Source organism: Phycicoccus mangrovi, from assembly GCF_018729305.1.
Classification (GTDB): Bacteria; Actinomycetota; Actinomycetes; order Actinomycetales; family Dermatophilaceae; genus Phycicoccus; species Phycicoccus jejuensis.
In genome coordinates this window covers 1-13,960 of record NZ_JAHHWP010000004.1, presented here as the reverse complement: position 1 = coordinate 13,960, position 13,960 = coordinate 1, and the positions used below count along the sequence as shown (strand labels likewise).

The following is a 13,960-nucleotide window of genomic DNA, read 5'->3' as shown; positions in this document are numbered from 1 at the left end:
TTCCCCGCGCAGCGGGGGCCCGGCCGTCAGACGACCGACAGGTGCCGAACCGGCGCCGCGGCCGGCCAGGTCAGCTCGACGACGTTCCCGACGCCGGCCACCGACGTCACGTCGAGCCGGCCGCCGAGCGCCTCGACGGCCTCGCGGGTGAGGCCACCGTCGGAGCCCGCCGGCGCGACGCCGGGGCCGGTGTCGCCGAGCCGCAGCGTGACGAGCCCGGCGTGCCGGCCCAGCGAGAGCGCGATCTCCGTCCCCGGGGGCAGCGTGGCCACGGCCCGGGTGAGCACCGTGACGACGAGGTCGTGCCACGCCGAAGAGGGCAGGGGGACGTCGAGCGGCTCGTCGTCGAGGTCGACCGAGAACAGCAGCGAGCGACGGCAGGCGGCCGCGGCGAGGGTGGTCACGGCGTCGACGAGCAGCGCGGAGAGGTCGGGGGCCTCGGGCAGTGGCGAGGTGACGGGCTGGGCGGACATCGGGACTCCTTCCGGTGCTCGGTGGGGGCGTGCCGCCACGCTAGGGACCCGCCCCGGGGTGCGGTCCAGACCTCGGCCGCAGGTGGGGCCGTTCGCCTGATGCCCACCTCGACCGGTCATCGGCCCGGGCCGACCGTCGGCCCCGGCCGCTACCGTCGGGTGGATGAGGTACGGAGCCGTCGTCCCCTGGGCCACCGAGCGCGAGTTCGCCGACCTCGCGCGCGTCGCGGAGGACGCAGGATGGGACCAGGTCTTCACGTGGGAGTCCGTCTGGGGGCAGGACGCGTGGGCGACCCTCGCTGCCGCGGCGATGGTCACCGAGCGCATCCGGCTCGGGACGATCGTCACCCCGGCGTCCCGCTACCGGCCCTGGGACCTCGCCTCGCGGGTGGCCTCGGTCGACCGGCTCTCCGGCGGACGGGTCACGCTCGGCGTGGGGCTCGGCGCCCTGCACGGCAACTGGCTGGCCTTCGAGCCCGACGAGGGCCGCGCGACGCGCGCGGCGAAGCTCGACGAGGGGCTCGCCGTGTGGGCGGGGCTCCTGGGCGGCCAGCCCTTCGAGCACCACGGCGAGCACTGGTCGGCGCGGCCCGTCACCGAGCTCGTCCCGCCTCCCCCGGCGCAGCGCCCGCACCCGCCGGTCTGGTGCGTCGGCGCGCTGCTCCCCGGTCGCTCACGCCAGCGCTCGCTCGAGCGCGCGGCCCGCTGGCAGGGCGTCCTCCCCGCGGTCGTCGGCGGGGGTCTCGACGACCCCGGCTCGCGCCTGACCCACGACGCCCTGCGCGAGGTCGTCGCGCGAATCACCGACCTGCGGGCCGCCGCCGGGCTCTCGATGGACGGCTACGACGTCGTCGTGGAGGGCGACTCCCACGGGTCGTTCGGCGACGCCCGTCCTCCGGTCGACGCGTGGGCCGAGGCCGGCGCGACGTGGTGGGTCGAGTCCTGGTGGGACCTGCCGGACGACGAGTCCGGGCGGACGGAGCTGCGCCGCCGGCTCGCGCTCGGGCCGCTGCGCTGACCCGCCGCCCGACGCGACGACGACGCCCCGGCCACGCGCTGGCGTGACCGGGGCGGTCGGGTCGGGCGAGGCGCCTCAGGCGTCCTCGTCCTCCGGCTTCATCGAGCTCGTCTGCTGCACCGAGACGAGGAACTCGTAGTTCGTCTTCGTCTTCTTCAGCCGGTCGAGCAGCAGCTCGATGCCCTGCTGGCTGTCGAGCGCGGCGAGCACCCGGCGCAGCTTCCACATGATCTTCAGCTCGTCGGGGGCCAGGAGGATCTCCTCGCGCCGCGTGCCGGAGTTGTTGACGTCGACCGCGGGGAAGATCCGACGGTTCGCGAGCTGCCGGTCGAGCTTGAGCTCCATGTTGCCGGTGCCCTTGAACTCCTCGAAGATCACCTCGTCCATCCGCGAGCCGGTCTCGACGAGCGCCGTCGCGAGGATGGTCAGCGAGCCGCCGTCCTCGATGTTGCGCGCCGCCCCGAAGAACTTCTTCGGCGGGTAGAGCGCGGCCGAGTCGACGCCGCCGGAGAGGATGCGCCCGCTCGCCGGCGCGGCGAGGTTGTAGGCGCGACCGAGCTTGGTGATCGAGTCGAGGAGCACGACGACGTCGTGGCCCATCTCGACGAGCCGCTTGGCCCGCTCGATGGCGAGCTCGGCGACGGTCGTGTGGTCGTCGGCGGGCCGGTCGAAGGTCGAGGCGATGACCTCGCCCTTGACGGCGCGCTGCATGTCCGTGACCTCCTCCGGACGCTCGTCGACGAGGACGACCATGAGGTGGCACTCCGGGTTGTTCGTCGTGATCGCGTTGGCGATGGCCTGCATGACCATCGTCTTGCCGGCCTTCGCCGGGGCGACGATGAGCCCGCGCTGGCCCTTGCCGATCGGCGCGACGAGGTCGATGATCCGGGTCGTCAGCTGCTGCTGCGTCGTCTCCAGGCGCAGGCGGTCCTGCGGGTAGAGCGGCGTCAGTTTGCCGAACTCGGGACGCCGGCGGGCGTCCTCCGGGGTCATCGCGTTGACGGTGTCGAGGCGCGCGAGCGGCGTGTACTTCTGGCGGTTGTTGCGCGAGCCGACGGTGTGCTGCTGCGCCTCCTCGCCCTCGCGGACGGCCTTGATCGAGCCGGTGACGGCGTCGCCCTTGCGCAGGCCGTAGCGCTTGACCATCTGCATCGGGACGTAGACGTCGCTGCTGCCCGGCAGGTAGCCGGTCGTGCGGACGAAGGCGTAGCTGTCGAGGATGTCGAGGATGCCCGCGACCGGCACGAGGACGTCGTCGTCGTGGATCTGCGGCTCGCCCGCCTCCGAGCGCTGCTCGGGGGCGTCGCCGGGCTGACGGGTCCGCTTGTCGCGGTTGCGCCCCCGGTTGCGACGGCGGCGGCCGCGGCCGCCCTCCTCGTCGTCGTCCCGGCGCTGCTGGTCGGCGGCGCCGCGGTCGTCGCGGGGCTGCTCGCGCTCGTCGCGCTGCTCACCGCGGTCACGGCCCTGCTGCTCACCGCGGTCGCGACCCTGCTGGTCGCGCTCGGCGCGCTCCCGGCGGCTCTGCTCGCGCTGCTCGCCGCGGTCACGGCTCTGCTCGCGCTGCTCGCCGCGGTCACGGCTCTGCTCGCGGTCGCCGCGCTCGCGCACCTGCTCCCGCTCGGCGCGCTCGACGGCGGGCGCCTGCTCGGGTGCGCGCTCGGCGGCCGGCGCCGGCTCGGCGGCGGCCTCGGTGCGACCGGCCGGGGCCTCCGCCCGGCGGGAGCGGCGCGCGACGGGCTGCTCGCCCGTGGCGGCGGGGCCGCTCTCGCCGTTCTGGCGGGCGCGGATGGCGGTGACGAGGTCGCCCTTGCGCATCTTGGCGGTCCCTCTGATGCCCATGCTCGAGGCGAGGCCCTGCAGCTCGGCGAGCCGCATGGCCGACAGGGCGCCGGACCGGCGCTGACCGCCGGCGGACGCCGACGCCTCGAGGGTGGTGGTGTCTGACACGAAGGATCCTTTCCCTCGCTCGTGGACCGGCAGGGTGGGCCGGTCTGGGTGGAAGGGGCCACGCCCGAGCGTGCAGCCGGTCAGGCTGCGGTCTCTGTGCCCCGGGGGCGTGGGAGGGCGGTCGGCTGCAGGCATCGGGAACAGGGCCCGGCATCGGCGGCGATCGCTCGTCGCCCACAGTACCACCGCGCCCCGGGCCCGGACGCAGGATCCACCGGGACGCGCCCGCCGCGCGTCCCCGCAGGTCAGGGGGCGGCGACGACCTCGACGGACGCGCCCTCGGTGGGGATGCCCGGCGTGAGCACCCGCCACCCCGCGGGTCCGAACGAGCGGGCGCGGTCGAGCCGCTCCAGCTGCGCGAGGACGAGCACGGACGGGCCGGCGCCGGAGATCGCGGCGGCGTGGCCGTCGGCCCGCAGGGCGTCGACGAGCGCCATCGACGCGGCGTAGGACGGCCGGCGCGCCTCCTGGTGCAGCCAGTCGCGGGTGGCCTCGACGAGGAGGGCGGGCTCGTCGCGCAGGGCGTGGACGAGGAGGGCGGCACGGGCCGAGTTCGCCGCCGCGTCGGCCAGGCGCACCTGCTGCGGCAGCACCGAGCGGGCGCGCGCCGTCGAGAGCTGGGTGTCCGGCGCGAAGACGACGGGGGCGAGGTCGGGGTGCACCGGCAGGCGCACCGTCGTCGTCCCCTCGGGCTCGCTCCACGAGAGGGTCACGCCGCCGTAGACGCTCGCCGAGGCGTTGTCGGGGTGGCCCTCGAGACGCGCCGCCAGCGAGTTCGCGGCGTCGAGGTCGACCGCTCCCCCGTCACCGCGGGAGACCGACGCCAGGGCGAGCGCGGCGACGATGCCGGTGACGATCGCGGTCGCCGACGAGCCCATCCCCCGGCCGTGCGGGACGGCGTTGACGCACTCGAGGCGCAGGCCGGCCGGCGCCTCGACGCCCGCCTCGACCCAGGCGGTCCGCATCGCCCGGTGCACGAGGTGGGTCTCGTCGAGCGGGACGGCGCCCGCCCCCTCGCCCTCGACGACGACGACGAGGCCGGGCTCGGAGGTGACGGTCGCGCGACAGCGGTCCCACACACCGAGGGCGCAGCCCACGGAGTCGAACCCGGGCCCGAGGTTGGCGCTGCTCGCCGGCACGCGGACGTCCACGGCCGCCCCCGGGCGCAGCGCGCTCACGTCACCCCTCGAGGCCGAGCGCGGCCGCGACCGAGTAGGCGTCGACCGGCACGCGGATCGGCTCGACGTCGCCGCCGTCGGCCGAGCGCAGGGCCCACTGGGGGTCCTTGAGACCGTGGCCGGTCACGGTGCACACGATGGTGGCGTCGGCCGGCACCCGGCCGGCGCGGTGCATCTTGAGCAGGCCGGCGATGCTCGCCGCCGACCCGGGCTCGACGAACACGCCCTCGGTGGAGGAGAGCACGCGGTGCGCCTCGAGGATCTCGTCGTCGGTGACGGAGTCGATGAGCCCGCCCGACTCGTCGCGCGCCGCCTCGGCCTGCCGCCACGAGGCGGGGTTGCCGATCCGGATCGCCGTGGCCACGGTCTCGGGGTGGTCGACCGGGTGGCCGAGGACGATCGGCGCGGCGCCGGCCGCCTGGAAGCCCCACATCTGCGGGCGCCGGGTGGCGACGGGCGGAAGGGCGGTGCCGTCGAGAGCCGTTGTCTCCGAGGCGTACTCGGTGTAGCCCTTCCAGTACGCCGTGATGTTGCCGGCGTTGCCGACCGGCAGCACGTGGATGTCCGGGGCGTCGCCGAGCGCGTCGACGACCTCGAAGGCCGCGGTCTTCTGGCCCTCGATGCGCGCCGGGTTGACCGAGTTGACGAGCTCGACGGGGTAGGACTCGGCGAGCTTGCGGGCGACGGTCAGGCAGTCGTCGAAGTTGCCCTCGACCTGGATGAGGGTGGCGCCGTGGGCGATCGCCTGCGACAGCTTGCCCATCGCGATCTTGCCGTCGGGCACGAGGACGGCGCAGGTCATCCCCGCCTTGACCGCGTAGGCCGCGGCGCTGGCGCTCGTGTTGCCCGTGCTGGCGCAGATGACGGCCTTCGCGCCGTTCAGCTTCGCGGCCGAGATCGCCGCCGTCATCCCGCGGTCCTTGAAGGACGCGGTCGGGTTGAGGCCCTCGTACTTGACGAGGACGTTGGCCCCCGTGAGCTCCGAGAGGTTCTCGCACGGGATGAGCGGGGTGCCGCCCTCGAGGAGGGTGACGACCGGCGCGCCGGCCAGGCTCGGCAGGCGCTCGGCGTACTCGCGGATGACGCCGCGCCACTGGTGGGCCACGTCAGGCTCCTTCCACACGCATGACGGAGGCGACGTCGTCGACCGCCTCGAGGGCGGCGAGGGCGTCGACGGTGGCGGACAGCGCGGCGTCGCTCGCGCGGTGGGTGACGACGATGAGGCGGGCCCGGTCGTCCTCGTCGGGGACCACCTGCTGGCGCACGGTCTCGATCGAGACGCCCTGCTCCGCGAAGACCGCCGCGACCTGGGCGAGCACACCCGGGCGGTCGGCCACGTCGAGGCTGATGTGGTAGCGCGTCACGGCGCGCCCCAGGTCGACGACGGGCAGGTCGGCGTAGGCCGACTCCCCCGGGCCGCGCCCGCCGGCCACCCGCTGGCGGGCGACGGCGACGACGTCGCCGAGGACGGCGGACGCCGTGGGGTCGCCACCCGCGCCACGCCCGTAGAACATCAGCTCGCCGGCGGCCTCGGCCTCGACGAACACGGCGTTGAAGGCCTCGCGGACGCTGGCCAGGGGGTGCGAGCGCGGGACCATCGCCGGGTGCACGCGGACGCTGACGGCGTCGGCACCCTCGGCCTCGACCCGCTCGCAGATCGCGAGCAGCTTGACGACGCAGTCGTTCTCGCGGGCGGCGTTGATGTCGGCGGCGGTCACCTCGGTGATGCCCTCGCGGTGGACGTCGGCCGAGGACACGCGCGTGTGGAACGCGAGGCTCGCGAGGATGGCGGCCTTGGCGGCGGCGTCGAAGCCCTCGACGTCGGCGGTCGGGTCGGCCTCCGCGTAGCCGAGCGCCTGCGCCTCGGCGACGGTCTCGGCGAAGCCCGCCCCCGAGACGTCCATCTTGTCGAGGACGAAGTTCGTCGTGCCGTTGACGATGCCCATGACCTTGCGGACCCGGTCGCCGGCGAGCGACTCGCGCACCGGCCGCAGGATCGGGATGGCCCCGGCGACCGCGGCCTCGTAGTAGAGGTCGACCCCGGCACGGGCGGCGGCCTCGAACAGCGTCGGGCCGTCCTCGGCGACGAGCGCCTTGTTGGCGGAGACGACGGCCGCGCCGTGCTCGATCGCGCGCAGGATGAGGCCGCGGGCCGGGTCGATGCCCCCGACGACCTCGACGACGACGTCGGCCCGGGTCACGAGCTCGTCGGCGTCGGCGGTGAAGAGCGAGGGGTCGACGGGCACGTCCGGCCGCGGCCGCTGCGGGCGCCGCACGGCGATGCCGACGAGCTCCAGCGGGGCGCCGACGCGCGCGGCGAGGTCGTCGGCCTGCTCGACGAGCATCCGGGCCACGGACGAGCCCACGACGCCGCACCCGAGCAGGGCGACGCGCAGGGGTGCGCCGGGTTCGTGGGCCATGGCGGGATCGGTCTCCTCGGTCGTCGGGCTCAGTCGTCCGCCACGTCGAGGGCGAGCAGGTCCTCGATCGTCTCACGACGCACGAGCACCCTGCTCTCGCCTCCACGGACGGCGACGACGGGGGGTCGGGGGGTGTGGTTGTACTGGCTGGAGAGGCTGCGGCAGTAGGCGCCGGTGCCCGGCACGGCGACGAGGTCGCCCGGGCGGACGTCGGCCGGCAGGTACTCGTCGAGGACGACGATGTCGCCGCTCTCGCAGTGCCGCCCGACGACGCGGGCGAGCACGGGGTCGGCGCTCGAGGCCCGGTTGGCGAGGGTGCAGGAGTAGTCGGCCTCGTAGAGCGCCGGGCGGGCGTTGTCGCTCATCCCGCCGTCGACCGAGACGTAGGTGCGCGAGTGACCCGCGCCCAGGTCGACCGTCTTGACGGTGCCGACCTCGTACAGGGTGAACGTCGTCGGGCCGACGATGGCCCGGCCCGGCTCGACCGAGACGCGGGGGACGCGCTCGCCGAAGTCGCGGGAGACGATGGCGGCCATCGCCGCGGCGAGCGCGTCGGCCGGCATCGGGTCGTGCTGCGAGGTGTAGGCGATGCCGTAGCCGCCGCCGAGGTCGACCTCCGGCATCGACACCCCGTGCTCCTCCTCGACCTGTCGGTGCAGCCCGGCCAGCCGGTGCACGGCGGCCTCGAAGCCCCCGGTGTCGAAGATCTGGCTGCCGATGTGGCTGTGCAGGCCGCGCAGGTCGACGGCCTCCGGGTGCGCGAGCAGCCGGGCCACGGCCTCCAGCGCCCGCCCGCCGGCGAGGCTGAAGCCGAACTTCTGGTCCTCGTGCCCGGTGGCGATGAACTCGTGGGTGTGCGCCTCGACGCCCACCGTGACGCGAACCATGACCGGCGCGCGCACACCGAGCTCGGTCGCGAGGGCCACGACGCGGTCGATCTCGTCGAACGAGTCGACGACGACGCGGCCGACCCCGTAGGTCAGCGCGGCGTGCAGCTCCGCGACGGTCTTGTTGTTGCCGTGGAAGGCGACCCGCTCCGCGGGGAAGCCCGCCCGCTGCGCGACGGCGAGCTCGCCCCCGGTGCAGACGTCGAGGTGGAGGCCCTCCTGGTCGACCCAGCGCGCGACGGCCGTGCAGAGGAAGGCCTTGCCCGCGTAGTAGACGTCGGCGCCCCCGGAGCTCGCGAACGCTGCCGCGAACCCGTCACGGAAACCCCTTGCGCGCGAACGGAAGTCCTCCTCGTCCATGACGTAGGCCGCCGTGCCGTGCCGCTCCGCGAGCGTGACGACGTCGACCCCTCCCACGGTGAGGCGCCCCTGGTCGTCGCGCCCGACCGACGAGGCCCAGAGCTGCGGCAGCAGCTCCATGACGTCGCCCGGGTAGGGCAGGTAGAGCGGCGGGCCGCCGTAGCCCTCGGCGTGGAGGGCGCCGGCCTCGTGCGCGCGCACGGCTCAGCCCCTCACATGCGCTCGGGCGCCGAGACGCCGAGCAGGTCGAGACCGTTGGCGAGGACCTGGCGGGTGGCGTCGTTGAGCCAGAGTCGGGTCCGGTGGAGGTCGGTGACCTCCTCGTCGGCGTTCGTCGGGCGCACCCGGCACGTGTCGTACCACTTGTGGAAGCGCGCGGCGAGCTCCTCGAGGTAGCGCGCCACCCGGTGCGGCTCGCGCAGGTGCGCCGCCTGGGCGACGACCCGCGGGAAGTCGCCGAGCACCGCGAGGAGCGCGGCCTCGGTGGGGTCCGCGAGCAGCGAGGCGTCGAAGCCGTCCGCGCGGTGCACGCCGTCCTCCGCCGCGAGGCGCGCCACGTTGGCCGTCCGGGCGTGGGCGTACTGCACGTAGAAGACCGGGTTGTCGTTGGTCTGCTTGCGCAGCTCCTCGCCGTCGAGCGAGAGCGGGCTGTCGGCCGGGTACCGGGCCAGCGAGTACCGGATCGCGTCGGTGCCGATCCACCCGATGAGGTCGCGCAGCTCGATGATGTTGCCGGCGCGCTTGGACAGCTTCGCGCCGTTGAGGTCGACGAGCTGCCCGATGCGCACCTCGATGTTGTGCTCCGGGTCGTCCCCCGCGCAGGCGGCGATCGCCTTGAGCCGGTTGATGTAGCCGTGGTGGTCGGCGCCGAGGAGGTAGATCTTCTCGTCGAAGCCGCGGTCCTTCTTCGACAGGTAGTACGCGGCGTCGGCGGCGAAGTACGTCGGCTCCCCGTTCGCGCGGAACAGCACCCGGTCCTTGTCGTCGGTGAAGTCGGTCGTCCGCAGCCAGACGGCGCCGTCCTGGTCGAACACGTGCCCCTGCTCGCGCAGCCGGTCGACGGCCGAAGCGACCGCGCCACCGTCGTGGAGCGTCTTCTCCGAGAACCAGACGTCGAACCGCACCCCGAAGGCCTCGAGGGTCTCGCGGATGTCGGCGAGCTGCAGCGGGTAGGCGAGGTCGCGGGCCAGGGCGAGCGCCTCGTCGTCGGGGAGCGAGACGAGGTCGGGCCGCTGCGCGAGCACCTGCTCCGCGAGGTCGTCGACGTACGCGCCGGGGTAGCCGCCCTCGGGGGTCGGCTCGCCCTTGGCGCGGGCGAGCACCGACGCGGCGAACTTGTCCATCTGCGAGCCGGCGTCGTTGAGGTAGTACTCCGTCGTCAGCGTGGCGCCGGAGGCCCGCAGCAGCCGTCCCATGGCGTCGCCGAGCGCCGCCCAGCGGGTGTGCCCGAGGTGCAGCGGCCCGGTCGGGTTCGCCGAGATGTACTCGAGGTTGATGACGTGCCCGGCCTCGGCCTCGTTGTGGCCGAACGTGGTCCCGGCCTCGACGATGCTGCGCGCGAGCTCGCCGGCGGCGGCGGCGTCGAGGGTGATGTTGAGGAAGCCCGGACCCGCGACGTCGACCGCGGCGACGCCGTCGACGGTCCGCAGGCGCTCGGCCAGGGTGGTCGCGAGCTCGCGCGGGTTCATCCCGGCGGGCTTGGCCAGCTGGAGCGCGACGTTGGTCGACCAGTCCCCGTGGTCGCGGTTCCTCGGACGCTCCACGCGCACCTCGTCGGGCACGGTGACGGCGAGGTCACCAAAGTCGACGGCGGACACGAGGGCGCCGCGGATGGCGGCCGAGAGCTGTTCGGGGGTCACCCGCGCCAGTCTACGGACGGCGGTGACGGGCCCGTCCGGCCGCCGCGAGCCGTGAGACGACGGCCACGAGGTCGTCGGGGTCGAACGGCTTGCTCACGTACGCGTCGAAGCCCGCGCCGCTCACCTCGGGGCTGTCCAGGTCGGTCGCCGTGGCGGTGACGAGGACGACGGGCACCTCGTCCAGGGGGTGGTGCGAGCGGATCGCCGCGATGGCCCACCAGCCGTCGTACGGAGCCATCTGCGAGTCCAGGACGATGACCGCCGGGCGCTCGCCGTCGGCGTCGATGAGCCGGCTCATGGCCTCGTGCCCGTCGGCCGCCTCCTCGACCCGGAAACCGCCCAGCTCGAGGTTGATCCGCAGGAGGCGGCGGATCGCCTCGGTGTCGTCGCACACGAGGACGAGTGGCCCGTCGCCAGGTCCCGCCCACCCGGTTTGCATGCCCCCAAGCCTAGGCTGCTAGCCTCTCCCCGCGTCGCGGTTTCGACCATGACGCGCGTCATGCCGCCCCCGTAGCTCAGGGGATAGAGCACCGCCCTCCGGAGGCGGGAGCGCAGGTTCGAATCCTGCCGGGGGCACCGACGCAGGAGGGCCCGGACCGTGCGCACACCGCGTCGCGGACCGGGCCCTCCCGCCGTCCTCCCCCACCCCGCGGCGGTCGTGACCGCACCGTGCTCGTCCGCCGGGCCCGGGCGGGCATACTCTGGGGTGGGGACCGGTCCTCGCTCGAGGACACCCGGGTGGTGCAGCCGCCCGGATGCGGCACCGCCGCGTGCACGCCGACGGCGTGCGCACCCGGTCCCCCGCGACACCGGCTGGCGTCCACGGCCCGCACCCACGGGTGCCCGCCGACGCCACGACCCAGGAGAAGGAACGCTTGGCACAGCGAGCACCCCGGCGCCGCGGTGGCGGTCCCCGTGACCGTCGCCCGACCCGCACGACGCACGAGGAGGGTCTCCTCCCCGTCATGGCGCGCACGGTCCGTCAGGTCGAGGCCGCGGCCGGCCGCGGACACGTCCGTCCCTCGCAGCGCACGACCTTCCAGGTCCTCGCGCTGCTCGTGCGCGAGGAGCGGGCCCGGCTCAAGGGCGACCCCTCGGTGCCCGAGGCCGAGCGCACCGCGACGATGACGCGGCTCGACGGCATCGCGACGATCCTCGCGAAGACCGCCGCCCGGGACACCAGCCTGCTCCAGCTGCTCGCCGAGGACGCCGTCGTCCCGCCCGAGGCGCACGACCTCAAGAACGACATGCTGCGCTCCGCCGGCCGCGAGCCGGAGCCGGAGCCCGAGCCGGAGGCCCCGTCGGCCGACGACGCACCCGCCCCGCGCCGCGTCGTCCCGACCGCCGTCATGGCCCGTCAGCTCGCCAACCCCTTCCTCGCGCCGGACCTGTCGGCCGTGCAGGCCGTGCGGCCGCGCACCAACCGGCTCGCCACCTGGGAGCTGCTGACCCCGCTCTTCCGGGCCTTCGAGCAGGGCGGCGACGCGACGTGCATGCCCCTGCCCGAGCCCGAGGGCGTCGTCCACGGCATCGAGGGCCTCGAGCTGATGCACCACCAGGCGCAGGTCGTGGCCGCCGCCGCCGCCGGCCACCGCACCTTCCTCCTCGCGGACGAGCCCGGTCTCGGCAAGACCGCCCAGTCGCTGCTCGCGGCCGAGGCCGCCGGCGCCTTCCCCCTCCTCGTCGTCGTGCCCAACGTCGTCAAGGCCAACTGGGCCCGCGAGGCCGCCCGGTGGACGCCACGGCGCACCGCGACGGTCGTGCACGGTGACGGCGACACGGTCGACGGCTTCGCCGACATCGTCGTCGTCAACTACGACATCCTCGACCGCCACGTCGGGTGGCTCGGCACCCACGGCTTCCGCGGGATGGTGCTCGACGAGGCGCACTTCATCAAGAACAAGACCTCGCAGCGCTCCAGGCACGTCCTGGCCCTCTCGCAGAAGGTCCGCGAGCGCGCCGCCGCGCCGCTGCTCATGGCGCTGACGGGCACGCCGCTCATCAACGACATCGAGGACTTCCGGGCCGTCTGGCAGTTCCTCGGCTGGATCGACGACACCCGCCCGCGGCCCGCCCTCATGGCGGCGCTCGAGGAGACCGGGCTCACCCCGGCCGACCGTGGCTTCTCGGCCGCCGCCCGGCGCAGCGTCATCGACCTCGGCATCGTCCGGCGGCGCAAGGTCGACGTCGCCTCCGACATCCCGGCCCGCCGGGTCGCGGACCTCCCCGTCGAGCTCGACGACGAGGCGAGCCGCTCGGTCCGCGCCGCCGAGCAGCAGCTCGCCAAGCGCCTCCTCGCGCGCTACGACGCGGCCGTCTCCGCGCGCAGCACCCCCGTCGAGGGCGTCGACCACGAGCTGGTCCGCCGCGTCGCCGCGGCCCTGCGCCGCGACACCGGTGGCGAGACCTCCGGCGACAACGTCTTCTCCGTGCTGCGGCGCATCGGCCAGGCCAAGGCCGGCCTCGCGGCCGACTACGCCGCCCAGCTGGCGCGCAACGTCGGCAAGGTCGTCTTCTTCGCCAAGCACGTCGACGTGATGGACACCGCGGAGGCGACGTTCGCCAAGCGCGGCATCGGGTACTCCTCCATCCGTGGAGACCAGACCCCTGCCGTCCGCGCCGCGAACATCAAGGCCTTCCTCGAGGACCCCGAGGTGTCGGTCATCGTCTGCTCGCTCACCGCGGCCGGCGTCGGGCTCAACCTCCAGGTGGCTTCGAACGTCGTCCTCGCCGAGCTGTCGTGGACCTCGGCGGAGCAGACCCAGGCGATCGACCGCGTCCACCGGATCGGGCAGACCGAGCCGGTCACCGCGTGGCGCGTCATCGCCACCGGCACGCTCGACCCGCGCCTCGCGGAGCTCGTCGACGAGAAGGCCGGGCTCGCCGCCCGGGCGCTCGACGGGTCCGACGAGGAGGTCGGCGACGCCACCGACGTCCAGCTCGAGGCGATGGTCACCCTCCTCGAGGACGCGCTCGCCGCGCGCTGACGCCGTGGGCACCCGGTGAGCACCGCGCTGGACGCGGGCCTGTGGGGCCTGCTCGCCGGCGGGGCGCTCGTCGTCGGTGCGCTCGTCGCGTGGTTCGTCCGCGTGCCACGGGCGGTCGTCGCGGTCGTCATGGCCTTCGGCGCCGGGGTCCTCGTCTCGGCGCTGTCCTTCGACCTCGTCGACGAGGCGGAGCGCACCGGCGGCCTGCTGCCGACCGTCCTCGGCTTCCTCGGCGGCGCCCTGGCCTACTTCCTCGCGAACGTCGCGCTGGGACGTCTGGGCGCCCGGCACCGCAAGCGGTCGCACGGCCGGCAGCCGTCGGAGTCCGAGCAGTCCGGCAGCGGCGCCGCCATCGCCGTCGGCGCGCTGCTCGACGGTGTCCCGGAGTCGGTCGTCCTCGGCCTCAGCCTGCTCGGCGGGCAGGGGGTCGGGGTGCCGGTCCTCGCGGCGATCGTCATCTCGAACCTGCCCGAGGGCCTGTCGAGCGCGGCCGGGATGAAGGCCGCCGGCCGCAGCGCCCGCTACGTGTTCGGGGTGTGGGTGGGCATCGCCGTCGCGAGCGGCCTGGCCGGCCTCCTCGGCGTGCTGCTCCTCGAGGGCGCCTCCGCCGAGGCGGTCGCCGCCATCACCGCGGTCGCGGCCGGCGCCATCCTCACGATGGTCGCCGACACGATGATCCCCGAGGCCTTCGAGCGCACCCACATGGTGACCGGGCTCGTGACGACGCTCGGGTTCGCCACCGCGTTCGTCGTCGGGCGGCTCTGACCTGCAGGTCGGAGCCCCCCCCCCACGCCGGGGGGGGCCCCCCCGGGGGGCGGCCGAGACCCCCCC

11 protein-coding genes and 1 tRNA gene are annotated in these 13,960 nt (G+C 74.7%); 4 read left to right on the top strand and 8 right to left on the bottom strand.

The genetic code is table 11. From position 1 onward, the window contains the following. Positions 1-26: 26 nt before the first annotated feature. A complete protein-coding gene (locus KMZ30_RS01100; RefSeq protein ID WP_215511013.1) occupies positions 27-473 on the bottom strand; it encodes a sensor histidine kinase in 447 nt (148 codons plus the stop codon). Between the two features lie 163 nt (positions 474-636). On the opposite strand from KMZ30_RS01100, the gene KMZ30_RS01095 reads away from it, so the two are divergent. After that, positions 637-1,491, top strand: coding sequence for an LLM class flavin-dependent oxidoreductase (locus tag KMZ30_RS01095; RefSeq protein ID WP_215511012.1), 855 nt, complete (start codon positions 637-639; stop codon positions 1,489-1,491). A gap of 75 nt (positions 1,492-1,566) precedes the next feature. Here the strand turns inward: KMZ30_RS01095 and rho are convergent, their stop codons facing one another. From rho to KMZ30_RS01060, 7 genes are all read right to left on the bottom strand, one after another. Then, entirely contained in the window at positions 1,567-3,366 is a 1,800-nt protein-coding gene (gene rho / locus KMZ30_RS01090; protein WP_215511234.1) for a transcription termination factor Rho, read from the bottom strand. Between the two features lie 317 nt (positions 3,367-3,683). Beyond that, entirely contained in the window at positions 3,684-4,616 is a 933-nt protein-coding gene (gene thrB, locus KMZ30_RS01085) for a homoserine kinase (RefSeq protein WP_215511011.1), read from the bottom strand. Position 4,617: 1 nt separating this feature from the next. Continuing rightward, positions 4,618-5,721, bottom strand: a complete 1,104-nt coding sequence (gene thrC, locus KMZ30_RS01080; protein ID WP_215511010.1) for a threonine synthase — start codon at positions 5,719-5,721, stop codon at positions 4,618-4,620. Between the two features lies 1 nt (position 5,722). Continuing rightward, positions 5,723-7,036, bottom strand: coding sequence for a homoserine dehydrogenase (locus KMZ30_RS01075; protein ID WP_215511009.1), 1,314 nt, complete (start codon positions 7,034-7,036; stop codon positions 5,723-5,725). Between the two features lie 29 nt (positions 7,037-7,065). Continuing rightward, entirely contained in the window at positions 7,066-8,484 is a 1,419-nt protein-coding gene (lysA, locus tag KMZ30_RS01070) for a diaminopimelate decarboxylase (RefSeq protein WP_215511008.1), read from the bottom strand. An 11-nt stretch (positions 8,485-8,495) separates the two neighbouring features. Next, positions 8,496-10,142 (bottom strand): arginine--tRNA ligase, encoded by a 1,647-nt coding sequence (gene argS, locus KMZ30_RS01065; RefSeq protein WP_215511007.1) that lies wholly within the window; start codon positions 10,140-10,142, stop codon positions 8,496-8,498. 10 nt (positions 10,143-10,152) lie between these two features. Beyond that, on the bottom strand, positions 10,153-10,581 hold the full coding sequence (locus KMZ30_RS01060; RefSeq protein ID WP_215511006.1) for a response regulator: 429 nt from the start codon (positions 10,579-10,581) through the stop codon (positions 10,153-10,155). Positions 10,582-10,646: 65 nt separating this feature from the next. On the opposite strand from KMZ30_RS01060, the gene KMZ30_RS01055 reads away from it, so the two are divergent. From KMZ30_RS01055 to KMZ30_RS01045, 3 genes are all read left to right on the top strand, one after another. Further along, positions 10,647-10,718 (top strand) — tRNA-Arg (locus tag KMZ30_RS01055). Positions 10,719-11,107: 389 nt separating this feature from the next. After that, positions 11,108-13,129 carry a DEAD/DEAH box helicase gene (locus KMZ30_RS01050; protein WP_215511005.1) on the top strand — a complete coding sequence of 674 codons (2,022 nt, stop codon included), beginning with the start codon at positions 11,108-11,110 and terminating at the stop codon, positions 13,127-13,129. Between the two features lie 15 nt (positions 13,130-13,144). After that, positions 13,145-13,894 carry a ZIP family metal transporter gene (locus tag KMZ30_RS01045; protein ID WP_215519839.1) on the top strand — a complete coding sequence of 250 codons (750 nt, stop codon included), beginning with the start codon at positions 13,145-13,147 and terminating at the stop codon, positions 13,892-13,894. Positions 13,895-13,960: the final 66 nt, after the last annotated feature.